Below are 22,136 nucleotides of genomic sequence, written 5' to 3'. Positions count from 1 at the left end.
TTCCTCAATCACCAAAGAAACGCGGCAAATAAGCCCGATGCGCCTCCAACAACTCATCCAAGATCTGTTTGGCAATCGCATCCGAAGGCACCAACGGATTGATGACCATCGCCAACAACGCAGTACGATAATCGCCTGACACTGCGGCTTCGACAGTGACGCGTTCAAATGATTTGATCTGTTGTACCAATCCGCGGACGGCAACCGGCAACTCACCCATCACGAGTGGGCGTGGCCCTTCTTTGGTGATGACGCAACTCACTTCCACCGCTGACTCATCAGGGATGCCGGCAATCGCCCCCTGATTGCGGGTGTTAACTACCTGAATGTCCCGCTTATCCGTGTAGATGGAACGCATCAACTGCACCGCCGCTTCACTGTAATAGGCACCGCCACGCCCCTCCAATTGCTTCGGTTTGACGTTCAGATTAGGATCTTGGTACAACGCAAACAGTTCATCCTCCAGCCGTTTGACCACCTCCGCCCGGGTGCCGGTTTGTGCTGCTTCTCGCTTCATCGCAGCCAGCATGGTGCGCGGTTGATAATAATACCGATGATAACCGCAAGGAATCACCCCTAGCGCTTCCACAAACTCCGGCACCCACTCGACACCAGTCAATTGGCGGATCATCTGTCCATCTTCGCCACGCCCAGCCAACTTAGCAATCACCCGGCTAGAAATGTCTTCTCCATCAAGGGTGGTCTTCAAACCGTACGACATGTGATTCAAACCGGCGAAGCAGATGCGCACCCGTGCAGGCTCCACATTGAGCGCCGCGGCGACCCCCCTGCTGATGCTGATCGGGCCGTTGCACAAGCCGATTACTTTGTTGATCCGACTATGCCGCAACACCGCTTCCGTCACAATCCCCGCCGGATTGGTAAAGTTGATCAGCCAAGCTTCCGGGCACAACTCCTCCATCTCTTCGCAAATGTCCAAGATTACCGGAATGGTGCGCAAGGCTTTAAACAGACCGCCGGGCCCATTGGTCTCTTGTCCGATCACATCATATTTTAAAGGAATCGTTTCATCTTTGATCCGTGCCGCCAACCCGCCCACCCGAAACTGGGTGATGACGAAAGCGGCGTCTTTGAGCGCTGCTTGGCGATCCAATGTCCAATGAATCGTTATCGGCGCTCCCGCCTTGGACACCATGCGCTGGGCTAGACGCCCAATGATCGCAAGCTTTTCTTTCCCTTCTTCCACATCCACCAGCCAGACCTCGTTTACCGGCAACTCATGTTGCCCCTTGATGAGCCCATCGATCAGCTCCGGCGTGTAGCTTGAACCTCCGCCGATCACCGCCATCTTCAACCCATTACGCATACAGCATCCCCTTTCACCCGCTTCATTTTTTCTCAGAGTCATCCCCCTTGCCTTTGGCCAACCAACTAAATTAATTAATCTTATGATCTGTTCAAATAATAGATGAATTAAATCATTTGATATAAAATTAAATATATTACGTCATCAACAAATATTTTTTGGGGGTGAGAAGCCAAGTTTTCAACGCACCTAACAACACCACTATACCCGCAGGCTACTGCATGAAGAAGTCGTTAATAAACTGTAAAAACTTTTTTGATCGGCTCCAAAACCATTTTCTCATTCGCTTCACGCGTAACGAGGCGCTCCTCGAGAAAAGGTTTTTTCCGCCGCTTCTTCCCTACCAACTTGCTTTGCCAGACACACGCTAATGTTTCATCACCCGTGAATCCACATCAGAGAGGGGAACACCATGAGAAAAAAAAGGTTCAAATGGCTGTCGCTGTCGACCGCCGTCTTGCTGTGCGCGTCCGTCCTCACCATCATGGGTGGCGCCCAATCTTCTGTTGCGGCGAATGAAACAAACCCGCACCAAAAACGGGTTGTTGTCAAACTCAAAGATCACCTCGTCCCATCCTATCAAGATGGCGTGGAAAAAACGATCCGTGCGAAAGATAAAACCGCTTCCCTGCCCAACTTGAAAATGGAGCGCTTGTTCCGTTCCATCGAGCCGAACCGCTTGCACAACATGATCCATGCCAAGCAGGCACGACCCGATTTGATGCAATATTATGCGGTAACGGTTCCCAAAGGAATGGATGCCGAGCAATTAGCCAAGCAGTATGAACGTTCTTCCTTGGTGGAATTGGCTTATGTCGAAGGCACCCCAGTGCAACCGCCGGCAGTCACTCCCCAAGACGACCCTCGCTCGGGCAACCAAGGATATCTGAAGCCGGCCCCGGAAGGGATTGACGCCCATTTCGCTTGGACCAAAGCCGGCGGGGACGGCAGTGGCATCACTTTTGTCGATTTGGAGCAAGGGTGGGAATTGAACCACGAAGATCTGGCCGCCAAAAGAATCCAGCTGATCTCCGGGGTGAACAAAGCGTACCACAGCCATGGCACCGCCGTGCTGGGTGAAGTGGTGGCGGTGGATAATACCATCGGCGATATCGGCATCACTCCCAACGCTACGGCCAAAGTCGTGTCACAGTGGCGCACCCAATCCACATACAGCACCGCGGACGCTATTTTAAGTGCGGTCAATACCATGAAGCCAGGCGATGTGCTGTTATTGGAAGCCCAAACAACCGCACCGGGCTACAATACGTATTTGCCCGTGGAAGTGGAGCCGGCTGTCTTTGACGCCATTCGCACGGGAACGGATCGAGGCATTACGATCGTAGAAGCGGCCGGCAACGGCGCCAACGACTTGGACGCTTATAAGGATAGTCAGGGCAAATACGTGTTAAATCGCAACAGTCCCGATTTCCGTGATTCGGGAGCAATCATGGTGGGCGCCGCCAGCTCCGGCACCGTGCACAAGCGCTTGTCATTCTCCAATTACGGCAGCCGCATTGATTGCTACGGTTGGGGGGAAAACATTGATACCACCTATGGCAACTTGGGTGAGACCAACCGTTATACCACAAGTTTCAATGGAACTTCCGGCGCTTCACCCATTGTGGCCGGTGCAGCTGTCGCCGTACAAGGGGCCGCTTACGCCAAATATCAGAGCCATTACTCCCCGGCCACCTTGCGGAGCATCCTGAGCAATCCTCAGTTTGGAACGCCATCAGCCAATCCGTCTACTGACAAGATCGGCGTAATGCCTGACTTGAGAAAAATCTTATATTCTTTCTAACACAATGAATAAGGCCCCTTAACAAGGGGTGAACTTGAGGACAAACCCCTGGATCTTTTCATGAGAAAAGGGCCAGGGGTTGTATGGATCTTTATTTCACTTCAATACGACAAAAAAGCTGTTGACAAAGACTATAGCCTCTCCGTCCTTTCGTGAGAAAAGGACGGTTTTTTTTGCGATAATTTGCACCGTTTCGATGTTGATATGCTACGGATGGGAACGGTTTGAGTGAGAGGAATGCGATTGAAACCGCTGTCTGGAACGTTGACCGGTTGACGGATTTGCCTGACAATTATTCCTTTTTGGCCACCCAAATCGTCCAATAATCTTGTTCGACAATTTCCTGTGTACTGCGATTGCTCAAGCGTTCGCTTATATACTGAACGAGATATTCCAATTCCGGATCTGACAGCTCGTGCAAAATGGACCGACCTGTTCTCGCTAACAGATCCTTCTTAAGCTCTTCAAGACCGGTGTAAGTTTTTCTTGTCTCACATAATGGATGTTCGTCAACGGATTGAAAACCCACCTTTAGTAAGGCTTCCTTAACTGTTTTGCCATCATGCCTACGTTCGGCTTCTATGTCGATAAGTCTTGGGTATACTTCGAAGAAATACCCTCGAATATGATTTTCACTCGGTGGTTGCAATGCATTCTCGATGGTGCGGTTCTGCACGATGAAAATGCCGCCAGGTTTCAATAACCTGTAAGTCTCACGGAAACACGATTCCAAGTCCGACAGATGGTGAATGAGTGCTCTTGCTAGGATCACATCATACGTTGAACTTGGCATGTTCGTATCAAGTGCATCCCCTACGACAAAGGTGATTTGGGGATAGTCCTTGCAGTTTTCTGTGGCGCCTTTGACCATCTCCCTGGAAAAATCGATTCCGGTAACATGTTTTGCGCCCATCTGGGCAAACGCCTTGCAATAAATCCCGCCACCGCACCCCATATCCAAAACGCGTTTGCCTTTCACATCCACGATATTTTGGATGGTGGATATCCAAGATAAGTAAGCCTGACGTGCAGCATATGTGAAACGGTTGTTCTCAGAATGAAAGTCAATCGGCATGAAATACTCCTCCTCGTGCGGCACAGTATGAAAACACTGACGTAACAGAGTTTATAAGGCTCGCGCCTCCATTTTCTGCGAAAAAAAACAGTTTTCTGACCTTTAAAATACGTTCGTGGTCTAGCATGCCCATTCCTTTGGGGTAATGGGAAGCTTTGTATTGCAATGATTTTTGGAGTAATCTATGTGTGATCTATTCTACCTTTGTCAGCAGTCTCACCCCTTAACAAGGGGTCACTTTTTCTTTCCAAGCGGCGCAACCTCACTTCTAACAAACTTCCCGTCTACCAAGATGTGGCTAACATGCTCCTCAAACCCTTGCCCCGTCCGCACCCGCTCGAGCAACGCTGGCGCATGCTCCGGACTCACATTGCGAAACCACGTCCCTTGGGGATATGCGATGACAACACATGCGTCTTGGCAACGCCCATTGCATCTCGTCCGTGACGTGTGTATTTGTTGATCCAGGCCCAAGCGGGAGATTTCCGCACGAATTGCCTGCGTCACCTCTTCCCCTTGCCGTTTCATACAACTTCCGCCATTACAGATCAGGAGATGATGTTGCAGCTCCGAAAAATCCCATGTGCTCACTTAATCACCTTTTTGTATCGACTTAATAAGAATGATTATGATTTAACCAATAATCTCTATCTTTCTTTATATCGCAATTATATTATAACTTTGTAGTGAATTCTATCTCAACAAAACAGGTTCAATTATCATTTACATAGATAGCAGAACAAGTTATGATAGATCTAATTTGACGCGAGTGAAGGCGTGTCAGGCAAATCACGCAGACACATGCAAGCGGCCAACATTGAAGCCGCTCAGCATATTGAACGGGCACACCCTAGTCAGTGTCTCGTCTTGGTTGAGGTGAAATAGAACATGACCACAAAGCCAGTAGAAATCTATATTTTAAGCGGATTTCTGGGCAGCGGCAAAACTACGCTCCTTACCCAGCTGTTGGCCTGGGAAAAAGAGCGTGGCCGCCAGGTGGCCGTATTGATGAATGAGATCGGCAATATCTCCGTCGATTCGCGCCTCCTGCCACAGGACACCCCGTTGAAGGAGTTGTTAAACGGCTGCATCTGTTGCACGATCCAAGCGCAGCTGTCGCATCAACTGCTGAGTTTGTGCCAACAGCATGCGCCTGACGCCATCTATATCGAGGCGACCGGAGCGGCCCATCCTATCGAAGTGTTGGACGCTTGCATCACGCCACTGATGGCTAAGCAGCTCAAAACGTGCAAAATCGTCACCACCTTGGACTTGCCCCGCTGGCGTGACCGGGATCGGCTCAGCGTGCGGGTGAGACGCCTGATGGAGGAGCAGGTGCGGTTTACTGACTTTTTGATCATCAACAAAGCCAGTGATGTCACCGAGAGTGAACGCGAGCGCCTGACTACTGACCTCACCCGCATCAACAGCACCGCGCCCCAGATCGTAACCGATTTTGCGCGATTTGACTTACCGCTCCTTTATGACGCAGTCGGCACACACACCTCGTTTTACCGCACAGAAACACACCAACCGGCGCATGCCGCGGAACACTTGCGCGTACGCGCCTTCTCCTACACATGGGACAAACCGATCGACCGCAACATGTTTGAAGCGTGGCTCCGCACAACGCCAGACACACTATACCGGGCAAAAGGATATCTGCGCTTTCACGATCAGCCCCAGCAAACCATGCTGTTTCAATACGCTTACGGCATGCCGATGTTTACGGAAGAGCCATTTCCCTATCCCAGCACCGTGGTTTTCATCGGCGAAGACTTGCCTGAAACTGAATTAAAAGCACAATTGGCCAAGCTCTAAGGCCAACTTCCAAACGCGGGACACCCTCTGCACAACGCACAAAGGCAGGGCGGGAGTTCTGTCCCGTCCTGCCTTTGTTTTCTTACACGCTTTGCACTAGGTAAACAGGGACTCCAACCGCGCAACCTTCTGGCGAGCCCGGTCCACCCACTGCGGTGCGATATCAGCTGTTTCTGTGGGAAGCGGCTTGCTAAACTGATTGACAAGCGCACTGACCACGCCGCTATCTCCGACCGGATCATTGCCGGTGCGAAACTCATGCTTGATGACAAACGGTTTGCCCAAGTCCACCACCGTATCCCCGCGCCCCATCTCAATGTCGCCCGACACGGCGTACACTGGTACGCGCAAGTAATAACGGTGGCCATGTTCCGCTTCCTCATCTAAGGCATAGTCAAAATAGCCATGGTCATATTGATGCCCGCCACCGAGCACAAACCCTTCCGGAGCCAAAATCTGCTCCGCCTTCCCCAGCGTCAGCCGAATGCCCTCAATGGTTGAATCAATCGGTATCATGGATGAGTCTCCTATCTGCGCATATTTCTCATCCTAGTATGCGCGGAAACCGCATGCCTCATCCATCTACTAAAGGAAACATGCCGTTTTAGCTAAAATGTTCTTCTTTGTCAAAGAAACGGTCCAATGCCCACCGGCCACCCCCGGTGAGAAGCAAGGACACCGAGATCGCCAACAGCGCCAGATCAAACTCATATCCAGCCATATCCTCATTTCCCACAAAACCAACAGACCATTTAACGGTCACAATCGCACCCACCATCACGCAGGCAAACAAAAACGCGACCACCCGCGTACCCAGACCGAGAATCATCGCCGCGCCGCCCACCAACTCAATCACGGACACCGCGTACCCCAGGAACCCGGGAAGCCCCATCCCTGCAAACATCCCTGCCACGGCATCCAAGCCCATGGTAAACTTCATAATCCCGTGCACCAGAAACGTCACACCGAGCACAATCCTCAAAATCAACACACTCACTGCTGTATTCAAACGCATGTGATACATCCTTTCTCAAATGGATATAGGACATAAAAAATTCAATTAAATTACTTAATGTAAGTTAGCATAAAATAGTAATAGATGGTTGTCAAGCAAATGGGTTAAACCATCCGCCTGTGGAGGGATGAGCGGTTAATGTCTGACTGTATACAGTGAGAAACCCCGCCGGCTAAAATCCCTCTCCTTATCGTATAACAATTCAGATATTTATGGTTGGATTTATTTTGCAAAGCTCGCTGGGAGGATCTTCTTCTTGGGATCATCTATTGATGCGTGGTGCGATGTAAGTGGTCAGGGAACAGGAAAGTTTTAATACAATTATGGATTTAACTAAACCGTTCGGGGACAAAAGTGATCCAGATAATGATGAGCTATTTCAATACCACTATGATTTCAACTAAACGCATTATCGCCGCATCTTCGCTATCAGAAAAGAACAAATTTCAATACCACTATGGTTTCAACTTAACGGCAAGAAAGCCGAACGTCTGTCACTTGCAAGATACAATTTCAATACCACTATGGTTCCAACTAAACGACGGTGGAGTGGTATCTTCCGGAATTCATTTGTATATTTCAATACCACTATGGTTCCAACTAAACTCTAGGTCTAGTTTTAGTTGCGTTTCTTCTTGAGAAATTTCAATACCACTATGGTTCCAACTAAACCCTTTCGTTGCCGCTTGGATCGTGTTGCTGATCGGATTTCAATACCACTATGGTTCCAACTAAACCCGTATGTGAACGCCAGTCATCTCAAGCACTTTCATTATAGCAAAAGCCGAAAATGTCTGTGAACCTCTGATAATGCAAAAACCCCGGGAGGTTCACAGACTTTTTAGCGAGTGAAAGCGTCTCGGAGCTGCGACTCCATAACCATTTTCTCATTGCTCCACTTGTGCATCGACGCTCTACGGGAAAAGGCCGCCGCTTCATTCCCTCTTTAACAATACATTGTATATAAAAAGGGTTATCCAAGGCCTTATCTAAACAAATAAATAGACAGTTTCTAAGTGAGCAAACAAAGGTATATCCTATAAAAGAAATATTACAAAGACGACAAGGAGCGAAAACATGACAAATATCCGTTTACACTCAATTTCAAATCCAAACCCAGACAAAAACAAAAATGAAGATTTAGTGAGTTCTTTTCAGAATGTTTATTGGGTATTAGATGGTGCTTCTGTACCAAATGGACTTAAGGTTCCTAGTAAAATTGATACGAAGTGGTATGTTGAACAATTAGATAAAGGTATTAAAAAAGCACTAACCTCCTTTGCCGAACCTTATCATCTTAAAGAGATTCTTCACTATGCTATTCAATACGTACTTGATCATTCTAATCTAAGGGAGTATCGTTCAGTCGCCAATTTTGTTTTACCAAGTAGCACTGTCGCTATGGTTAAAATCAACAATAAACAGATGGAATACTTGGTGTTGGGGGACAGCTATATAGTTACAGATATAAGTGATTCAATTCGCTGTTTCACAGATAATCGTTTAGAAAAGGTCGGTGTGGAAATGAGAAGTGAAATCAACCACCTTTTACAAAGTGGCAATGGCTATCATTCAGACTCAATTAACAATATTAAAATGAATCTGGTAAAATTAGAAGTGTCATCCCGAAATCAAATAGATGGTTACTGGATTGCTTCAGAAAAACCCGACGCAGCTTATCATGCTATGACAGGAACATTGGCAATCAAAACAAAGGGTAAACACGTTTTATTGATGACTGACGGCTTTGCTAGGGCTGTAACAACATTAGACCTTTTCAAATCTTGGGGAGAATTACTCAAGTTCGTGAATAATTATGGGCTTGATAAATGCTTAGATTTGATCAGGAGCAAAGAATCAGCTGATCCTCAAGGACAAACATATCCACGTTTTAAACAATACGATGATGCCAGCGCATTGCTAATCAGCATCAACTAACCACCTACTGATAAAATGCCGGAGGATTGATTTTACTTGGAAAACTTGTTAGACAAACTGGATTTGATCCTCTCTCTGCTGATCAACTTACTACTTATAGGTAGTTGGATTTTCACACAACTCATGGAATGGAGTAAAAAAAGAGTAGTCGCTCGCTTTTTTGGGGCAGAACGTATCACTATCTACTTTCCAGGTAGAAATTTAGGGCGAACAATGCCTGTAATTGCAGCAGAGGATTTTTATGCTGCGTATCATTTGGCCGAATTTCTGCGCAATCATCGTATAGAAGTAAATCTAAAACATATTCCTGTTGACGCAAATATTAATTTCGAACCAGGTTCCATTGTCATCTGTGGTCCTAAATCCTCTCCTAGAACTAAAGAGATTCTTTCTACAGATCCCTATTACAAATTTAAAGAAGAAGGTGGGTTGTGGAAATTTATTGATACAACCACTAACAATGAGCTTCTATCCCCATCAGACAAGCAACCCGCCGAAAATATAGACATTGCCTATTTTGGTAGACTTCAGTTAGGTAAGAATGATCCCAACTTTGTCACAATGATTGCAGGATTGCATGCAATCGGAAGTTACGGAGTTGTCCATTATATAACCAACCTGAAAGTCTTAAAACAAATTGACAATGAAACCGGTAACCAGCGTTTCTCCACACTCATTTCAACATATTATGATCCTCAATCCATGAATATCCTCTCAAGTGGTTTACAAATGCCCTTAAAAAAGCATTAGTTCACCAAATTTGAATTTCTAATTTTTACAATTGTTGCAGAGTAGGATTCCCTATTCTGCAACAACTAACACCCATTTTCTGCAATCTATATCAATAGTAATCCAATCCGCAATCATTTTTCAATTATTTTCCTGATTTAAATTATTTAGGTTAAATTTATACAAAATCCAATACAATCGGGCTATTACTGATCAATCAAATTTCAGCGGCTCTCCTTCTTTTAAGCTACACCATTTAAATCACACGATGTTATTCCTTTTTATTCCAAACAACCTCACTTCGATATATAATGGTGGCAATTAAGGAGGGAGCAATGTATGACTGATTTGTCTCAAGATCTTATTCGCTATATCATAAAAAAGAGACGTAAAGAAAAAAATCTTCGTTTAGAAGATCTAAAAGATCGCAATATCTCTATTGCAACGATTAGTTTTATCGAAAATGGCGAACAAAGAGTTTCACAGGAAAAACTGCACTATTTACTAACAAAATTGAATATCGATCCAGCTTCTTTAAAACATTTGATTGCAGAAGAAGCAGAGAGAATCGAAGAGCTTCGGTTTCAGCTTGACTTTATTGAAGCCTTATTAGACAACAATGAAACAACAATAATTTATGACTTATTACTAGGTACAAAGTTAGAAGACTTTCATCCACTTGCACCACATTTTCACTACCTGATGGGATTGGCTCACTTAAAAAAACAAGAATGGCACAAAGCAGAGCATTTCTTTCAGCGAGCTATATTATTATGCCGACACCATTCACTCAATCCGTCGGATAACATCATTGCTCTATGCTTAAAAGAATTAAGCACTTGCGCGTATCATCAAAATGACTTGGACCAAGCATTGTCCTTTGTTAATCAAGGTTTAGAGGCCTTTCAAGCAGATAAAGAACGAAAAGAGGTTCGATATATTCTGTTAAGTAATAAAATTTTGTATCTGCTAAGAGCAGGACAAACAGAACAAGCGAGTCACTTATTAAACCAGATTTGGCCACTTATCCAAGAAATTGAGTTAACAAGGGTTACCTTGAACTTATATAAGTTCAGAGCCATCTTACTCAGAAAAAGCAAAATGTTCTCGGAAGCCATTGCCTGTTGCAAAGAGGGAATTCGGAAAGGGAAAAAGAACCTTTTCTTGAGTCGTACCTATGATTTGCTTAATGTGTTAGGTAGCATTTATCTACAGCAAAAAGCATATGGTAAAGCTGCTTACTATTTTGAGTTAGTGATTAATAATGACAAAGACGTAAAATTTCCCCGTAGACATATCGATGCTCATACATACCTAGCCATTTTACATGATGGTCAACAAAACTGGAACAAAGCAGAAAAACATTTAGAACAAGCCATCGAGTTAGGCAAAAAGCTAAATGATGCCTATCGTATAACCAAAGCCTACATTGTTCGTGGAAACAGCCTTAAAAATCAACTCCATTATGATGATGCAGTTACTTCATACAAACAAGCTATGATTTTGGCTCAAAATCACCATTACAAATCAATGGAAGCAAAAGCATTGTATTTAATGGCTGAATGTTATGATAAGATGAAAGAAGAAAAAGAATTTACTGATTCGACCAATCTTTTGTTCTTCCTGTTGAAAGAACTAAACTTTAAGGAGGACGAGGATGACATCTTTGACGTTTGCTAAATTTTCCAACAGCAGATACGGTGATGATGATACAGATACAGATTGAGTGAACCTGCACCAAGCAAGGGCTTGGTGTTTTTTATGTATATAACATGATCCAACCCCACCTATTTACAATGCACACACCCAAAAAGAGGACATTTCATGCTCGACGGATAATTTCTTACAAAAACCAACGAAATATAGGTTACAAAACGCACATTTTGTTACGTTGATAAATATAATCTTGCATAACACCCATTAAACCACCTCATTCATGACATTCAAACACGCGAATCGTTATTTAACCAACCCGCTATCAAAAGATAGTGGAACATGAGAAAGGTTTTTATAAACCTAAAGAAGAATAGTCCATATGTGCAGACGGCCATCGGCGGAACCTCCTTTTTCCCTAGAAGTGAAGAGAATGGAATACGGCGTTGGCCTGCGGACCCTTAAGCAGGCGGGGCGGCTCATCTCTTACAACCTGCACGATGAGAAGACACCAACATTTAAAAACGGCACAAAGGAGCCAGATCTTTTATGAATGAAAACACACGACAGCTCTACGATTATCATACCTGGGCTAATGCAAAGATGTTTGAACGTTTGAAAGAGTTGCCCGCCGATCTCTATCGCCGGGAGTTTGAAACGGGATTCTCTTCGCTGTCAAAGGTGTTGGCACACATGTATGCGGTGGATCAGATTTGGTTTAACATCATGTCTGGCGGCGATATGATGGCAGTACTGGCGATGGGGGAAACTTTTCAAGAGCAGGCTGAAGCGGCTGGCATGGCTGAGCTGGAAACGATGTTTGTGGCGTTGAGCCAGCAGTATCGCGCATTTTTTGAACGTCAAGGCGATCTGACTCAATCCATCGTGCTTGAACATGCTCATATCGGGAGAATGGAAACCCCACTCTATGAATTGGTGCAACATACTGTCAATCATGACACCTATCACCGTGGCAACATCATGACCATGTTGCAACAATTGGGGCATCCATTCACCTCGATGGACTATATTTATTATCTGCATGCCAAAGCAACAAACGGATAGCGGCTTCTTCGCCACTATCCGTTTGTTTCACATCCAGGTAAATTTGTTTGGGTCCACTTGGGCCAAAAACGGGGAAACTTCTCCCTGCACATAGAGGAATAGCCGGTGCATGGCCCGTGTGCAAGCCGTGTACAAACGTTTCCGGTCGCTTTCTCTGCTGTAATTCTCCTGCGAAAAGTTGTAAATCACCACCGCGTCAAATTCAATGCCTTTGGCCAGGTACACCGGAAGGATCACCACGCCGGATGCCAACTCCTGGTCTTCTTTATCAACCAAAGTGATCGGCACATGCCCTTGCAGCCTCGCATACGTTTGCACGCATTCTTGATGGCTTTTGCAAATGACGGCCAGCGATTCATATCCCTCAGCTCGGATGGCTGCGATATCTTCATGCAGTTTGCGCGCTAAATCCTCCGGTGCTGCCAACTTCCGCACCACTGGCAACGGCCCTTCCCGATTAAACGGCGTCACGGGTTTAGCATCAGTCAGCAATTCACGGGTAAACGCGACGATTTGCGAAGTGGATCGATAACTACGGTTCATCTCGTATTGCTGGGCTTCTCCTTCAGCAAATAAGCTTGTCATCTGCTCCAAACCTGATTGACGCGTTTGGTGCGGCAAGATGGCTTGGTTCCAATCCCCCAAGACCGTCAGCTTGGCCATCGGAAACAGAGTCCGCATCACTTGCAATTGGAACGGCGAATAATCTTGCGCCTCATCGATCAGCACATACCGGATATCCATATACCGGCGGACGCCGTGAATCAATTCCTGCAAATACAAAAGAGGCGTAATATCCTCATAGGGAATGGTGCCTTCTTGAAAAAAGCGTCGCGTATAAGCGCAAATTTCCGGCCAATCCGTAGGGATGTCCTCCCTTTTCGCAGACCGCTCCACCATGCCTTCTACAAAGAGCTGTTGATACACGCCATATACATCAACAAACGCGAGCTGCTTTACCTGTTTGCGAAGCGGCGCGAACCGCTGACGAACCACTTTCTTGCGCAAAGTCGACTCTGCTTTGTGGTGCTCTCCCGGATCAGCATCGCCCCAGATGCTGGACTTGTACGCCCGATAATAATCTTCCTTTTCGAGGAATTCGACTTCCTCTCCTACCCAATCGTCCCAGATGCATTGTTCCGCCAGCCGCTCCAATTCATCTAACAACCAGGCGCGCATCATCTGCACCCGGCTGGCTAATTTGGCATCGGGGGCATGTGTGTAAAATCGCTCTTCCATCTGTTCACGGGAAACCAGCACCCGGCCGTTTAGCATGATATCCCGAAATTGCATACCGTCTTGCTCCAACCATTGTTTGTACCCTTGCAACAAGTGGAAAAAGCAAATAGAAGACTTATACCGAATCCCACTCATGCGGGCGGGTAGCGCTGGATCAGATTCATGGGTGAGCACATGTTCCAGCTGGTCAAATGCGTCTTCGATGCGAAACGCATTTCCCAACCGGTGTTCCGCATACTTTTGAAACGTCGTCTGCTTGATATTTTCTTCACCCAACTCCGGCAAAACATTGGAGACATAGCTCATAAAGACCGGATTGGGCGAAAACAGAAGCACTTGCGAGTGGGACAGCCAAGAGCGGTGCTTATAGAGCAAATAAGCGATCCGTTGCAGGGCGACCGATGTTTTGCCGCTTCCCGCAGCCCCTTGCACAAACACCGCCTTGCTGCGGTCGTCGCGAATGATGCGGTTCTGCTCCGCCTGGATCGTCGCGACGATATTTTTCATCTGTGTGTCGGAGCGTTGACCCAACACTTCTTTGAGAATGGTATCGCCGATCACTGCGCCCATGTCAAATGCCGATAACAGCTTGCCATCTTTAATCAGGTATTGCCGTTTTAAGTGCATGGTTCCCTGAACCGTCCCCATCGGCGTCTCATATTCAACCGGCCCTGGCATCCCGTCATAATACATGTTAGCAATCGGGGCACGCCAATCGTAAACCAAATGGGCATCCGTCTTTTCATCAAAATACGAAGCGATGCCGATGTAAATCTCTTCCGTGTCGGTTTCTCCCGCTTCGGTGAAATCCACCCGGCCAAAATACGGCGATTTCACCATGCGCTTCAGCACATGAAAGCGGCGGCGATCCCGCTCTTGTCTTCGTTCTTGTTCAGACATCACCCGCGCTTGCTGGGTGATACTCGCCACCGTTTCCAAGGCGTCCTCCGCAGTGGCCATGTTTACGGTCACATCTTCCCAAAATTCCCCACGCCAGACGCGCAAATCTTCACCTTGGGTAGATAGCTGCTTGCTCAGCTCGGAGATCGCCTCATTCATTTCTGTGAGCACATGTTGTAAACGCCGTTCTTCCAATTGCCATTCCTCTTTGCCTATGGACATCCTATCCACCGCCTGTATTTGCCGGGGCGCATCTTTTCTCAACCCACTTTTCCAGACGCTCCCCGGTTTCGATCTACAAATCAAGGTTTTCACAACAAGTTCGCTAAAACCCATACGCTTCCTTCTAGTACTATAGTTGTAATTTTTTGAACTTAGTATAATATAAAGATAATGAATTCACTACAACTAGCTGATGAGGATTTTTTATGGACTTTCAAATGGATGAACAACTTGTTGAACATAATGGAATAGATGCTTTGAACTGGTCTGCTGAATTTGAAGCATTAGCCAACCGGATTGGTAAACAGTTTCCACGTGTGGAAGAGCGGCAACGTTGTCGCGCTTATCTATTGGGATTGCTGAGTTCTGTTGAACGAAAAAACGGTTGGCAATTAGCTGAGTATACGGGTGTCTCGACTCCATACGGCATTCAGCATTTGCTGGGAAGAGCGCGATGGGACGCTGAAGCCGTTCGCGATGACTTGCAACAATATATGTAAGAACATTTATCTCATCCTGAGGCGGTTGTAGTAATAGACGAAACGGGTTTTCTTAAAAAAGGTCAGAAGTCTGTAGGAGTTCAACGTCAATATAGCGGAACCGCTGGTCGGATTGAAAATTGTCAAATGGGAGTATGCTTAAGTTATGCCAGTCCAAAAGGAGCCACCTTGATTGACCGTAGTCTCTATCTTCCTAAAGCTTGGATAGAAGATCCACAACGTTGTGAAAAAACTGGGGTACCAAATCATACAGAATTTTATACCAAACCTCAACTTGCACGCCAGATGTTGCTCAGCTGTCCGTAGTGGCCCCGACCTGCAGCAAGATTACACGGAATGATACTTGAACAAAGCGCCAACATCATCGTTGGCGCGTTTGCTGGACTGAAAGACGGTGAATAACAATTATTTTTTTATGTTCCGCTTATGAGATTGGCGATTAAGTAGACCGCCACACCCCAGATGATCAGGGCGGAGATTTTGTTGATGACGCCCAAGACCCTGCCGGATGAATCCAACTGTCCAACCAGTTTCCCACACAGGGCCAGTCCAAAAAACCATATCCATGAAACGGCTACACAGGCGAGGCTAAACACCCATTTCTCCATACCCTCATATTGGATGGAACTGGTTCCAATGACCCCGATCGTATCAAGGATCGCATGGGGATTCAACAAGGAAACGGAAGCGGCAAAGGAGATTTGTTGCTTGGTGGACATCCGTTCCGCTTGGCCCCCGACTGGATTGGGTTTAGACTTCCATACGGTCCAACCCATATAGAGCAGGAACAGGATCCCCACCGAGAATAAAATGAGTTGGAGCCATTCGATGGTGAGAATGATGACAGAAACGCCCAACACCGCCAAAGAAATGAGCAACGTATCACAAATCGATGCGGTGAGGATGACTGGCAAGGCCCGGAAGAAGCGGGGTTGGGTTGCGCCTTGGTTAAATACGAACACGTTTTGCGCGCCCAACGGCAAAATAAGGCCGAACGCGAGAATCATGCCATGGATCAATGCTTGAATCATAGGTGAAAACCCTCCAGTTAATTTAAAAAGAACAGGTTGAACCTGTTTCTTCACATTCATCTAATGGAAGCATTAGGCTGGCCGATGGTTTGTGTTGGTCCAGTGAATACAGCGAAGAGCAGATCACACCGGAGCCGAGTAGGTCCGCCAATTGGCGCAGGGCCAGGGTGGCTCGGGATCGATCCTCGGCTTTTGCCCCATCCGCAAAGAAGATAGCGGTGCGGGTCGCCTCGGTTATCTTGGTCGCTTCTGCATCGCGATGATTCCAATAAGCGCAGAGGATGCGCTTTTTGTCGGCATACACCACGGCATCCGCATCCAGTGTGAGAGGAGTCTGCATGCCGATGCCATAAAACAACTCACCCCCCGCGCTCAACCGCAGGATGATTTCATCCCGCACCGTATCCAAATCATACGCGCCCATGCATAGTTGATAGGACAAGGAAATGGCATTGTACGCATCCACCACCGGATGGATCCCAAAGACCGGCTTTTGTTTCACCGCCCGTTTATAAAGGCTTTCAAACGAACACAGATATTTGCTGGGTTTGATGCCCATAGATTGATAAACGGCCCGCCAACCCGTACTCACTTCCTTAGCCCGGTCGTGGTCGATGCGAGTTTCCACCGTGGCGAGATAATCTCGAATCAATTCGTGGTTCACGCGATGCAGGTTGGATGCCAGCATAAAATGAACATTGGCGTCGGGATAGCGCTGGACTATTTTTTCATCCAATGATACATGAAAGGACTTCATTGCGGTTCAACTCCATCTTTCATAAGAGTATGATTGATGGCCGGAAACCCTTGTCCCCATGAGGGCCAACAATGAGCGAAACGCATGGGAACATTCGGATTTGGGGCCATCGGTTATTTGGTGCAAGGTTGCTTAATTCAATTTTGCAAAGCGGCCCCCGATGTCTTCAATGACGGAACGCACCCCCGGCAGCAATGACTTGAAGTATCCTGAACAATGGTGCGCTTCCCTGTATTCAGGCAATTCCATTAAAATCAAATGCGCCTTCCTCAAATTGTAGTGGGGAACGGCAGGAAACAAATGATGCACCAGATGATAATTGTCATGATGCGGATGAATGAGAAATCGTTCAATGGGGTTACCAAACGTATTTCTGCTGGATAAGAGTAAATTTGTGCTTTTTAAACCGGAATGTTCCGCCATTTCCGCCCAATACCGAAGCACCTGAAAGGTTGTTAACAGGGGGACAAACCAGAATAAAATCAAGTCCATCCAAAAGTCAAACAGAATGGAGCTTCCTATGATTACAATCCAGTAGAGAAAGCGACTCCATTTTTCCGTCAAGCTCTCATCTTTGGAAAAGAGGTTCACACAAATTGTCCCATATATGTATTTGGGCACATGAAGCAAAAAAATAGGTTTGACGACATGGGCAAACAAAAACTTCCATGGGTCTTCTTGGGGCTTGTCCAAACCAACTAGCTCATAGCGCTTAGTGTCAGGGTCTTTCTCGGTATCCCATAAATACTTGTGATGAGAGAAATGGGACTTGCAATAAGTGCTGTAAGAAGTGAATACGGGATAAGCGGCAAACAACGAACCGATCCAACGGTTAAGTACGCGGTTTTTAAACAGCAGGGCATGGCTTGCCTCATGCATTAAGTTATCAAACGCCCTCATTCTGCTACCAATGATGAGGATGGACAAGAAGTAGACCCAAACCGAGGGGAAAAGCTTATACATGATGATAGAAAGGGCAATGAGGCCCCAATCATAAGCCAACGCAAAAAAATTGTACCAATTGTTTCTCTCTTGAAGTTTTTGAATCCGTGTTCGAATTTCTTTGGGAAACTGCACTCTTTTGATAGCTAAATCTTCTTGGTCGTGAGCTAGCTTTATAGACCTCATTGTTATCATCTCCTTCAACCTTTAAATATATTATATATTTATAATTTAATAGATCAATGATTTAGACTTTAAAATCAAATTCAAATAATGTTTATTTTGTATTGATTGTCATAACAAACTCATGGATATACATTTTAATGATTTGGATTAAAATGCAACTGTAGTACTATATTACCCGTTTCTCCGCATTCACAGCACAAAATGGATATGATGCATGGGGTAGATTCATTCCCCACATCCGTTACAGAGCCAGGACATACGCTTATTCGGTCAAAATCAACGATTCTCGATATGAGTCTGATAAAGCGACTCCCATTTTGGGTAAGATGACATGAGAGCAACGCATTTGACATCCATTCTGGCAAACACGGAGGCGTTCGCATGAAAAACCGCTATGATGTGATTGTTGTGGGTGCTGGGCCCGCCGGAATCTTCACTTGCTACGAGTTGACATTGCGGTGCCCGGAAGCCAAGGTCTTGCTGATTGACAAAGGGCACGACATCCACCGTCGCAATTGCCCTATTTTGCAGAAAAAAATTCAGAAGTGTCCGCCCGCCGCTGGAAAAAAAGATTACGCCGGTTGTGTGCCGGCTTGCTCCATCACCAACGGCTTTGGCGGTGCGGGGGCCTACTCCGACGGAAAGTTCAACATCACCAGCGAATTCGGCGGCTGGATGACGGACTATCTGGATGCGGAAACGGTAGTTGAGTTGATTAAATATGTGGATCAAATCAATCTGAAACACGGAGCCAGCGATGTGCTGACTGATCCTCTGACTGAACGGGTGCGCGAGATCGAAAAGCGCGCATACTCTGCCGGACTCAAATTGCTCCGCGCCCAAGTACGACATTTGGGCACGGAACAAAACCTCAAGATTTTGACCAGCATCTATGAATACCTACAAGATAAAATTGAGATGCGCTATCAAACAGAAGTGGCCGATCTGGTGACGGAGAAAGCCGAAGGTGTGCATCATGCGTGCGGGGTCGAGCTTAAGGACGGCACCACCCTACTCGCTGATAAGGTGGTGATCGTCCCCGGACGAGATGGCTCGCATTGGCTAGGCAACCTGCTGAAGAAGCGGCGCATCAAAATGAGTGCCAACCAAGTGGATATCGGGGTTCGGGTGGAAACCTCCAACCTGGTGATGGAAGAGATCAACGAACATCTGTATGAGGGCAAATTTATCTTCAACACTTCTGTCGGCACCAGAGTGCGCACATTTTGCTCCAATCCGTCCGGCCACGTAGTGGTTGAGAACCATTCAGGGATCATGCTGGCCAACGGACATGCTTACAAAAACCCCGAACTCGGCAGCAACAACACCAACTTCGCGCTGTTGGTCTCCCATCAGTTTGCCGATCCATTCGACCAACCGACCGAGTACGCCCACGCCATTTCCCGATTGGCTAACCAATTGTCCAATGGCGGGGTGATCGTACAAAAATATGGTGACATCAAAAAAGGGCGCCGCTCCACTCCCAAACGGATCAAAGAAGGGTTTATCTCCCCGACATTGAAGGAAGCGGTGCCCGGCGACTTGGGACTGGTCCTACCCTACAACACCATGAAAAGTTTGATTGAAATGCTGGAAGCCTTGGATAAAGTCACCCCTGGTATCGCCGCAGAACACACTCTCTTCTACGGAGTCGAAGCAAAATTTTACTCCGCCCGCCCCAAACTAAACCGCCATTTCGAGTCGGAGATTGCCGGCTTGTATTTGGGCGGAGACGGAGCGGGCGTCACGCGAGGATTGGCCCAGGCTGGAGCGTGCGGGGTTTGGATCGCGCGCGATATCGCCAGCAAGTTAGGGTAAGATAAAGCTTTTTAGACCCATATACAAAAGGCCCCGATGAAGGGGCTTTTGTTTTTAAATTTAACCCCCTGATTGTCCTGCTGGCTGGGGAGCACCCCACCACTGCCGGATCACCCGCTCCCATGCCGGGGTATACACTACGTCAATGGAGCGGCAAAATTGTGCATCTCGAACAGGTTTGGTCACCAACGCGGGCATATGCAAATGCTCGGCCATCATCCGCGGCACAAACGAAATGCCAATGCCCCGCGCTACATACATGGGGATGGACTCATTCGCATCCAGCTCCAGTACCGTCTTTGGCGGAATTCCCCACCGTTCGCAACACCTGAGCCATGATTCCCGCATGTCGCACGGTTCTTTGTACACCACCAACGGCTCCGTCAAAAATTCTTGCGGTGCAAGCGACGGCAACTGAGCCAAGGGATGCGAAACAGGCAATACGGCGACGTAAGGCTCTTCCAACAGGCGCCGGGACAACATCCCCGAACCGCCGGCAAAGTCTTGCACAAACACCACATCACACCTTCCATCCCGCCATTTGGCAATCAGCTGGTCGGTGGTATCCGCCACGGTCATCTCCACTGTTTGGCCGCGGGTGTGGAGATCATGGATAAACGAAGGGAGAAAATAGCTGACCAGGCTGGGCAATCCTCCCATCCGTAGCGGCGCCTCCTCGGCAAACTGCCTCATTTCCCGCTCGATTTGTTCAGCTTCCGCCAAAATGGCACGCGCCCGGCTATATAAGTGCCGGCCTGCTTCTGTCAAGACCACTCCCGTCGTTTTCCGGATTAACAATCGGCATTGCAGCTGTTCTTCCAATTGGCTCATCTGTTTGGTGAGAGCCGGTTGGGAAACGAATAACGCATCGGCCGCTTTGTTCAAACTCCCTTGTTCCACAACGGTGGCAAAGGCATGCAATTGTCGCAACGTAAACACGATTCGCTCTCTCCTGCCTTGCAAAAGTGAAGACAACAACATTTTGATTGGACATGGTTATCTTATACACGGGATATAACTTGAGGTTATAACGGTATCTCTTTTTGATCATACCATGGGTTCCCGCTTCCTGATATCCTATTCCTCATCAACACACGAAAGCGGGGATCATCATGACTTGGATCACTTGGTTCGGTTACGCACTGATGTGCCTTATCTATGGTACTTCCTTTCTAGCTATTAAACTGGTGCTTGGTGACGGCATGCCCCCCTTCTTGGCGGCCGGCCTGCGCTTTGCCATTGCTGGCGGCTTGCTCTGCCTATGCCTCGGCCTATCCAAACGGTGGCAATCCCTTGACTGGCGAACATATTTGGAGTTAGCGTGGATCGGATTCTGCATGACAACCATTCCCTTCGCCGCGCTGTACTGGGCGGAGCAACACATTGATTCAGGGGAAGCCGCCCTGTTGGTGGCGACATCCCCCCTCTTCAGCGCCATCCTCGCCCTGCTCTTCAGGCAACTCACTTTTACATGGATGCTGGTGGCAGGCTTGCTCTTGAGCGGTGGCGGGATGGTGTTCGTCATCGGCGAGACTCCCTCGGCCTTCCAACTCGGCTCTCTCCCGTTTTATGGAAAATTGGCCATCGTCCTGTCTGAATTTATTCACGGACTCGGTGCCATTCACGCCAAACGGCTCATGGACAAGGTGTCACCCGCCACACTTAACGGATGGCAAATGGTCTTCGCCAGTTTCGGTCTGTTCGCGCTTTCTTTGTTGATAGAAAGAAACGCGCAAGTCGATTTCACGCCGGTTACTCTCCTGTCCCTGCTCCACTTGAGCATCGTGGTCTCCATCGTCGCCTCTGGCCTGTTTTATTGGTTAATGCGTGAAACCAATCCGCTGTTCCCTGTCACATGGACCTATGTGTCACCGGTGATCGCCGTAGCTGTGGGAGCTCTGTTCCTGAATGAACGCGTCACGCTTGCCCACATCATCGGTGGCGCATGCGTCCTGATCGGTATCATCGTGATGAATCTCAAAACCAAACAACCCAGATCTGACTCCTCAACCACATCTCTGTCAAACGCAAACAAGCCGACCAGCGTCTAGGTCGGCTTGTTTTCAATGCAGGGCGAAACGCGATGTTCATGCCACCGGGCATACGCTTACATG

General features: G+C 47.3%; 18 protein-coding genes, 1 pseudogene and 1 CRISPR repeat array. Of the genes and pseudogenes, 9 read left to right on the top strand and 10 right to left on the bottom strand.

Translation table 11 applies throughout. The annotated features are described in order from the left end of the window. Positions 1-4 precede the first annotated feature (4 nt). On the bottom strand, positions 5-1,327 hold the full coding sequence (locus tag EDC32_RS01975; protein WP_132219806.1) for a 6-phospho-beta-glucosidase: 1,323 nt from the start codon (positions 1,325-1,327) through the stop codon (positions 5-7). 412 nt (positions 1,328-1,739) lie between these two features. Between EDC32_RS01975 and EDC32_RS01970 the strand changes: the two genes are divergently transcribed. Beyond that, positions 1,740-3,131 (top strand): S8 family peptidase, encoded by a 1,392-nt coding sequence (locus EDC32_RS01970; RefSeq protein WP_054096111.1) that lies wholly within the window; start codon positions 1,740-1,742, stop codon positions 3,129-3,131. 292 nt (positions 3,132-3,423) lie between these two features. On the opposite strand, the gene EDC32_RS01965 is transcribed toward EDC32_RS01970, so the two are convergent. Further along, on the bottom strand, positions 3,424-4,206 hold the full coding sequence (locus EDC32_RS01965) for a class I SAM-dependent methyltransferase (protein WP_132219805.1): 783 nt from the start codon (positions 4,204-4,206) through the stop codon (positions 3,424-3,426). Between the two features lie 234 nt (positions 4,207-4,440). Further along, on the bottom strand, positions 4,441-4,797 hold the full coding sequence (locus tag EDC32_RS01960) for a (2Fe-2S) ferredoxin domain-containing protein (protein ID WP_106343170.1): 357 nt from the start codon (positions 4,795-4,797) through the stop codon (positions 4,441-4,443). Positions 4,798-5,094: 297 nt separating this feature from the next. On the opposite strand from EDC32_RS01960, the gene EDC32_RS01955 reads away from it, so the two are divergent. Next, positions 5,095-6,027 carry a CobW family GTP-binding protein gene (locus EDC32_RS01955; RefSeq protein WP_054096113.1) on the top strand — a complete coding sequence of 311 codons (933 nt, stop codon included), beginning with the start codon at positions 5,095-5,097 and terminating at the stop codon, positions 6,025-6,027. A gap of 96 nt (positions 6,028-6,123) precedes the next feature. On the opposite strand, the gene EDC32_RS01950 is transcribed toward EDC32_RS01955, so the two are convergent. After that, on the bottom strand, positions 6,124-6,543 hold the full coding sequence (locus EDC32_RS01950; protein WP_022738371.1) for a YugN family protein: 420 nt from the start codon (positions 6,541-6,543) through the stop codon (positions 6,124-6,126). 88 nt (positions 6,544-6,631) lie between these two features. Next, a complete protein-coding gene (locus EDC32_RS01945; RefSeq protein ID WP_054096114.1) occupies positions 6,632-7,042 on the bottom strand; it encodes a DoxX family protein in 411 nt (136 codons plus the stop codon). 376 nt (positions 7,043-7,418) lie between these two features. Then, a CRISPR array of direct repeats spans positions 7,419-7,779; the repeat unit is 30 nt; unit sequence ATTTCAATACCACTATGGTTCCAACTAAAC. Between the two features lie 340 nt (positions 7,780-8,119). Between EDC32_RS01945 and EDC32_RS01940 the strand changes: the two genes are divergently transcribed. The 4 genes from EDC32_RS01940 (at position 8,120) to EDC32_RS01925 (ending at position 12,427) form a co-directional block, all read left to right on the top strand. Continuing rightward, positions 8,120-8,980 carry a protein phosphatase 2C domain-containing protein gene (locus tag EDC32_RS01940; protein WP_022738368.1) on the top strand — a complete coding sequence of 287 codons (861 nt, stop codon included), beginning with the start codon at positions 8,120-8,122 and terminating at the stop codon, positions 8,978-8,980. A gap of 36 nt (positions 8,981-9,016) precedes the next feature. Then, positions 9,017-9,730, top strand: coding sequence for a hypothetical protein (locus EDC32_RS01935; protein ID WP_022738367.1), 714 nt, complete (start codon positions 9,017-9,019; stop codon positions 9,728-9,730). Positions 9,731-10,048: 318 nt separating this feature from the next. Next, a complete protein-coding gene (locus EDC32_RS01930) occupies positions 10,049-11,389 on the top strand; it encodes a helix-turn-helix domain-containing protein (protein WP_022738366.1) in 1,341 nt (446 codons plus the stop codon). A gap of 522 nt (positions 11,390-11,911) precedes the next feature. Beyond that, entirely contained in the window at positions 11,912-12,427 is a 516-nt protein-coding gene (locus EDC32_RS01925) for a DinB family protein (protein WP_132219804.1), read from the top strand. Between the two features lie 27 nt (positions 12,428-12,454). Here EDC32_RS01925 and helD read toward each other — a convergent pair whose 3' ends face one another. Next, positions 12,455-14,788: an RNA polymerase recycling motor HelD gene (helD, locus tag EDC32_RS01920; protein ID WP_054096181.1), complete on the bottom strand. Its 2,334-nt coding sequence runs from the start codon at positions 14,786-14,788 to the stop codon at positions 12,455-12,457. A gap of 206 nt (positions 14,789-14,994) precedes the next feature. Between helD and EDC32_RS16575 the strand changes: the two are divergent. Next, a pseudogene (locus EDC32_RS16575) lies at positions 14,995-15,579 on the top strand (IS701 family transposase); the annotation flags it as partial. Positions 15,580-15,701: 122 nt separating this feature from the next. Here EDC32_RS16575 and EDC32_RS01905 read toward each other — a convergent pair. The 3 genes from EDC32_RS01905 to EDC32_RS01895 all read right to left on the bottom strand — a co-directional run bounded on the left by EDC32_RS01905 (position 15,702) and on the right by EDC32_RS01895 (position 18,204). Continuing rightward, complete coding sequence (locus EDC32_RS01905) at positions 15,702-16,319, bottom strand: LysE/ArgO family amino acid transporter (RefSeq protein ID WP_022738361.1); 618 nt, start codon at positions 16,317-16,319, stop codon at positions 15,702-15,704. A 22-nt stretch (positions 16,320-16,341) separates the two neighbouring features. Continuing rightward, positions 16,342-17,076, bottom strand: a complete 735-nt coding sequence (locus EDC32_RS01900; protein WP_022738359.1) for a B3/B4 domain-containing protein — start codon at positions 17,074-17,076, stop codon at positions 16,342-16,344. Between the two features lie 132 nt (positions 17,077-17,208). Beyond that, on the bottom strand, positions 17,209-18,204 hold the full coding sequence (locus tag EDC32_RS01895) for a fatty acid desaturase family protein (RefSeq protein WP_054096117.1): 996 nt from the start codon (positions 18,202-18,204) through the stop codon (positions 17,209-17,211). A gap of 381 nt (positions 18,205-18,585) precedes the next feature. Between EDC32_RS01895 and EDC32_RS01890 the strand changes: the two genes are divergently transcribed. Next, positions 18,586-20,022 (top strand): NAD(P)/FAD-dependent oxidoreductase, encoded by a 1,437-nt coding sequence (locus EDC32_RS01890; protein WP_054096118.1) that lies wholly within the window; start codon positions 18,586-18,588, stop codon positions 20,020-20,022. Between the two features lie 60 nt (positions 20,023-20,082). On the opposite strand, the gene EDC32_RS01885 is transcribed toward EDC32_RS01890, so the two are convergent. Further along, positions 20,083-20,961, bottom strand: coding sequence for a LysR family transcriptional regulator (locus EDC32_RS01885; protein ID WP_022738356.1), 879 nt, complete (start codon positions 20,959-20,961; stop codon positions 20,083-20,085). A gap of 173 nt (positions 20,962-21,134) precedes the next feature. On the opposite strand from EDC32_RS01885, the gene EDC32_RS01880 reads away from it, so the two are divergent. Next, complete coding sequence (locus EDC32_RS01880; RefSeq protein WP_132219802.1) at positions 21,135-22,073, top strand: DMT family transporter; 939 nt, start codon at positions 21,135-21,137, stop codon at positions 22,071-22,073. Positions 22,074-22,136 lie beyond the last annotated feature (63 nt).

It is taken from the genome of Laceyella sacchari (assembly GCF_004343255.1).
GTDB lineage: Bacteria > Bacillota > Bacilli > Thermoactinomycetales > Thermoactinomycetaceae > Laceyella > Laceyella sacchari.
This window is presented reverse-complemented; position numbering and strand designations above follow the sequence as displayed.

What these genes read in the sequence shown, in the direction of transcription:
- EDC32_RS01975 (WP_132219806.1), bottom strand. Translation starts at nt 1,327, where the DNA reads ATGCGTAATGGGTTGAAGATGGCGGTGATCGGCGGAGGTTCAAGCTAC.
- EDC32_RS01970 (WP_054096111.1), top strand. Translation starts at nt 1,740, where the DNA reads ATGAGAAAAAAAAGGTTCAAATGGCTGTCGCTGTCGACCGCCGTCTTG.
- EDC32_RS01965 (WP_132219805.1), bottom strand. Translation starts at nt 4,206, where the DNA reads ATGCCGATTGACTTTCATTCTGAGAACAACCGTTTCACATATGCTGCA.
- EDC32_RS01955 (WP_054096113.1), top strand. Translation starts at nt 5,095, where the DNA reads ATGACCACAAAGCCAGTAGAAATCTATATTTTAAGCGGATTTCTGGGC.
- EDC32_RS01950 (WP_022738371.1), bottom strand. Translation starts at nt 6,543, where the DNA reads ATGATACCGATTGATTCAACCATTGAGGGCATTCGGCTGACGCTGGGG.
- EDC32_RS01945 (WP_054096114.1), bottom strand. Translation starts at nt 7,042, where the DNA reads ATGCGTTTGAATACAGCAGTGAGTGTGTTGATTTTGAGGATTGTGCTC.
- EDC32_RS01940 (WP_022738368.1), top strand. Translation starts at nt 8,120, where the DNA reads ATGACAAATATCCGTTTACACTCAATTTCAAATCCAAACCCAGACAAA.
- EDC32_RS01930 (WP_022738366.1), top strand. Translation starts at nt 10,049, where the DNA reads ATGACTGATTTGTCTCAAGATCTTATTCGCTATATCATAAAAAAGAGA.
- EDC32_RS01925 (WP_132219804.1), top strand. Translation starts at nt 11,912, where the DNA reads ATGAATGAAAACACACGACAGCTCTACGATTATCATACCTGGGCTAAT.
- helD (WP_054096181.1), bottom strand. Translation starts at nt 14,788, where the DNA reads ATGTCCATAGGCAAAGAGGAATGGCAATTGGAAGAACGGCGTTTACAA.
- EDC32_RS01905 (WP_022738361.1), bottom strand. Translation starts at nt 16,319, where the DNA reads ATGATTCAAGCATTGATCCATGGCATGATTCTCGCGTTCGGCCTTATT.
- EDC32_RS01900 (WP_022738359.1), bottom strand. Translation starts at nt 17,076, where the DNA reads ATGAAGTCCTTTCATGTATCATTGGATGAAAAAATAGTCCAGCGCTAT.
- EDC32_RS01895 (WP_054096117.1), bottom strand. Translation starts at nt 18,204, where the DNA reads ATGAGGTCTATAAAGCTAGCTCACGACCAAGAAGATTTAGCTATCAAA.
- EDC32_RS01890 (WP_054096118.1), top strand. Translation starts at nt 18,586, where the DNA reads ATGAAAAACCGCTATGATGTGATTGTTGTGGGTGCTGGGCCCGCCGGA.
- EDC32_RS01880 (WP_132219802.1), top strand. Translation starts at nt 21,135, where the DNA reads ATGACTTGGATCACTTGGTTCGGTTACGCACTGATGTGCCTTATCTAT.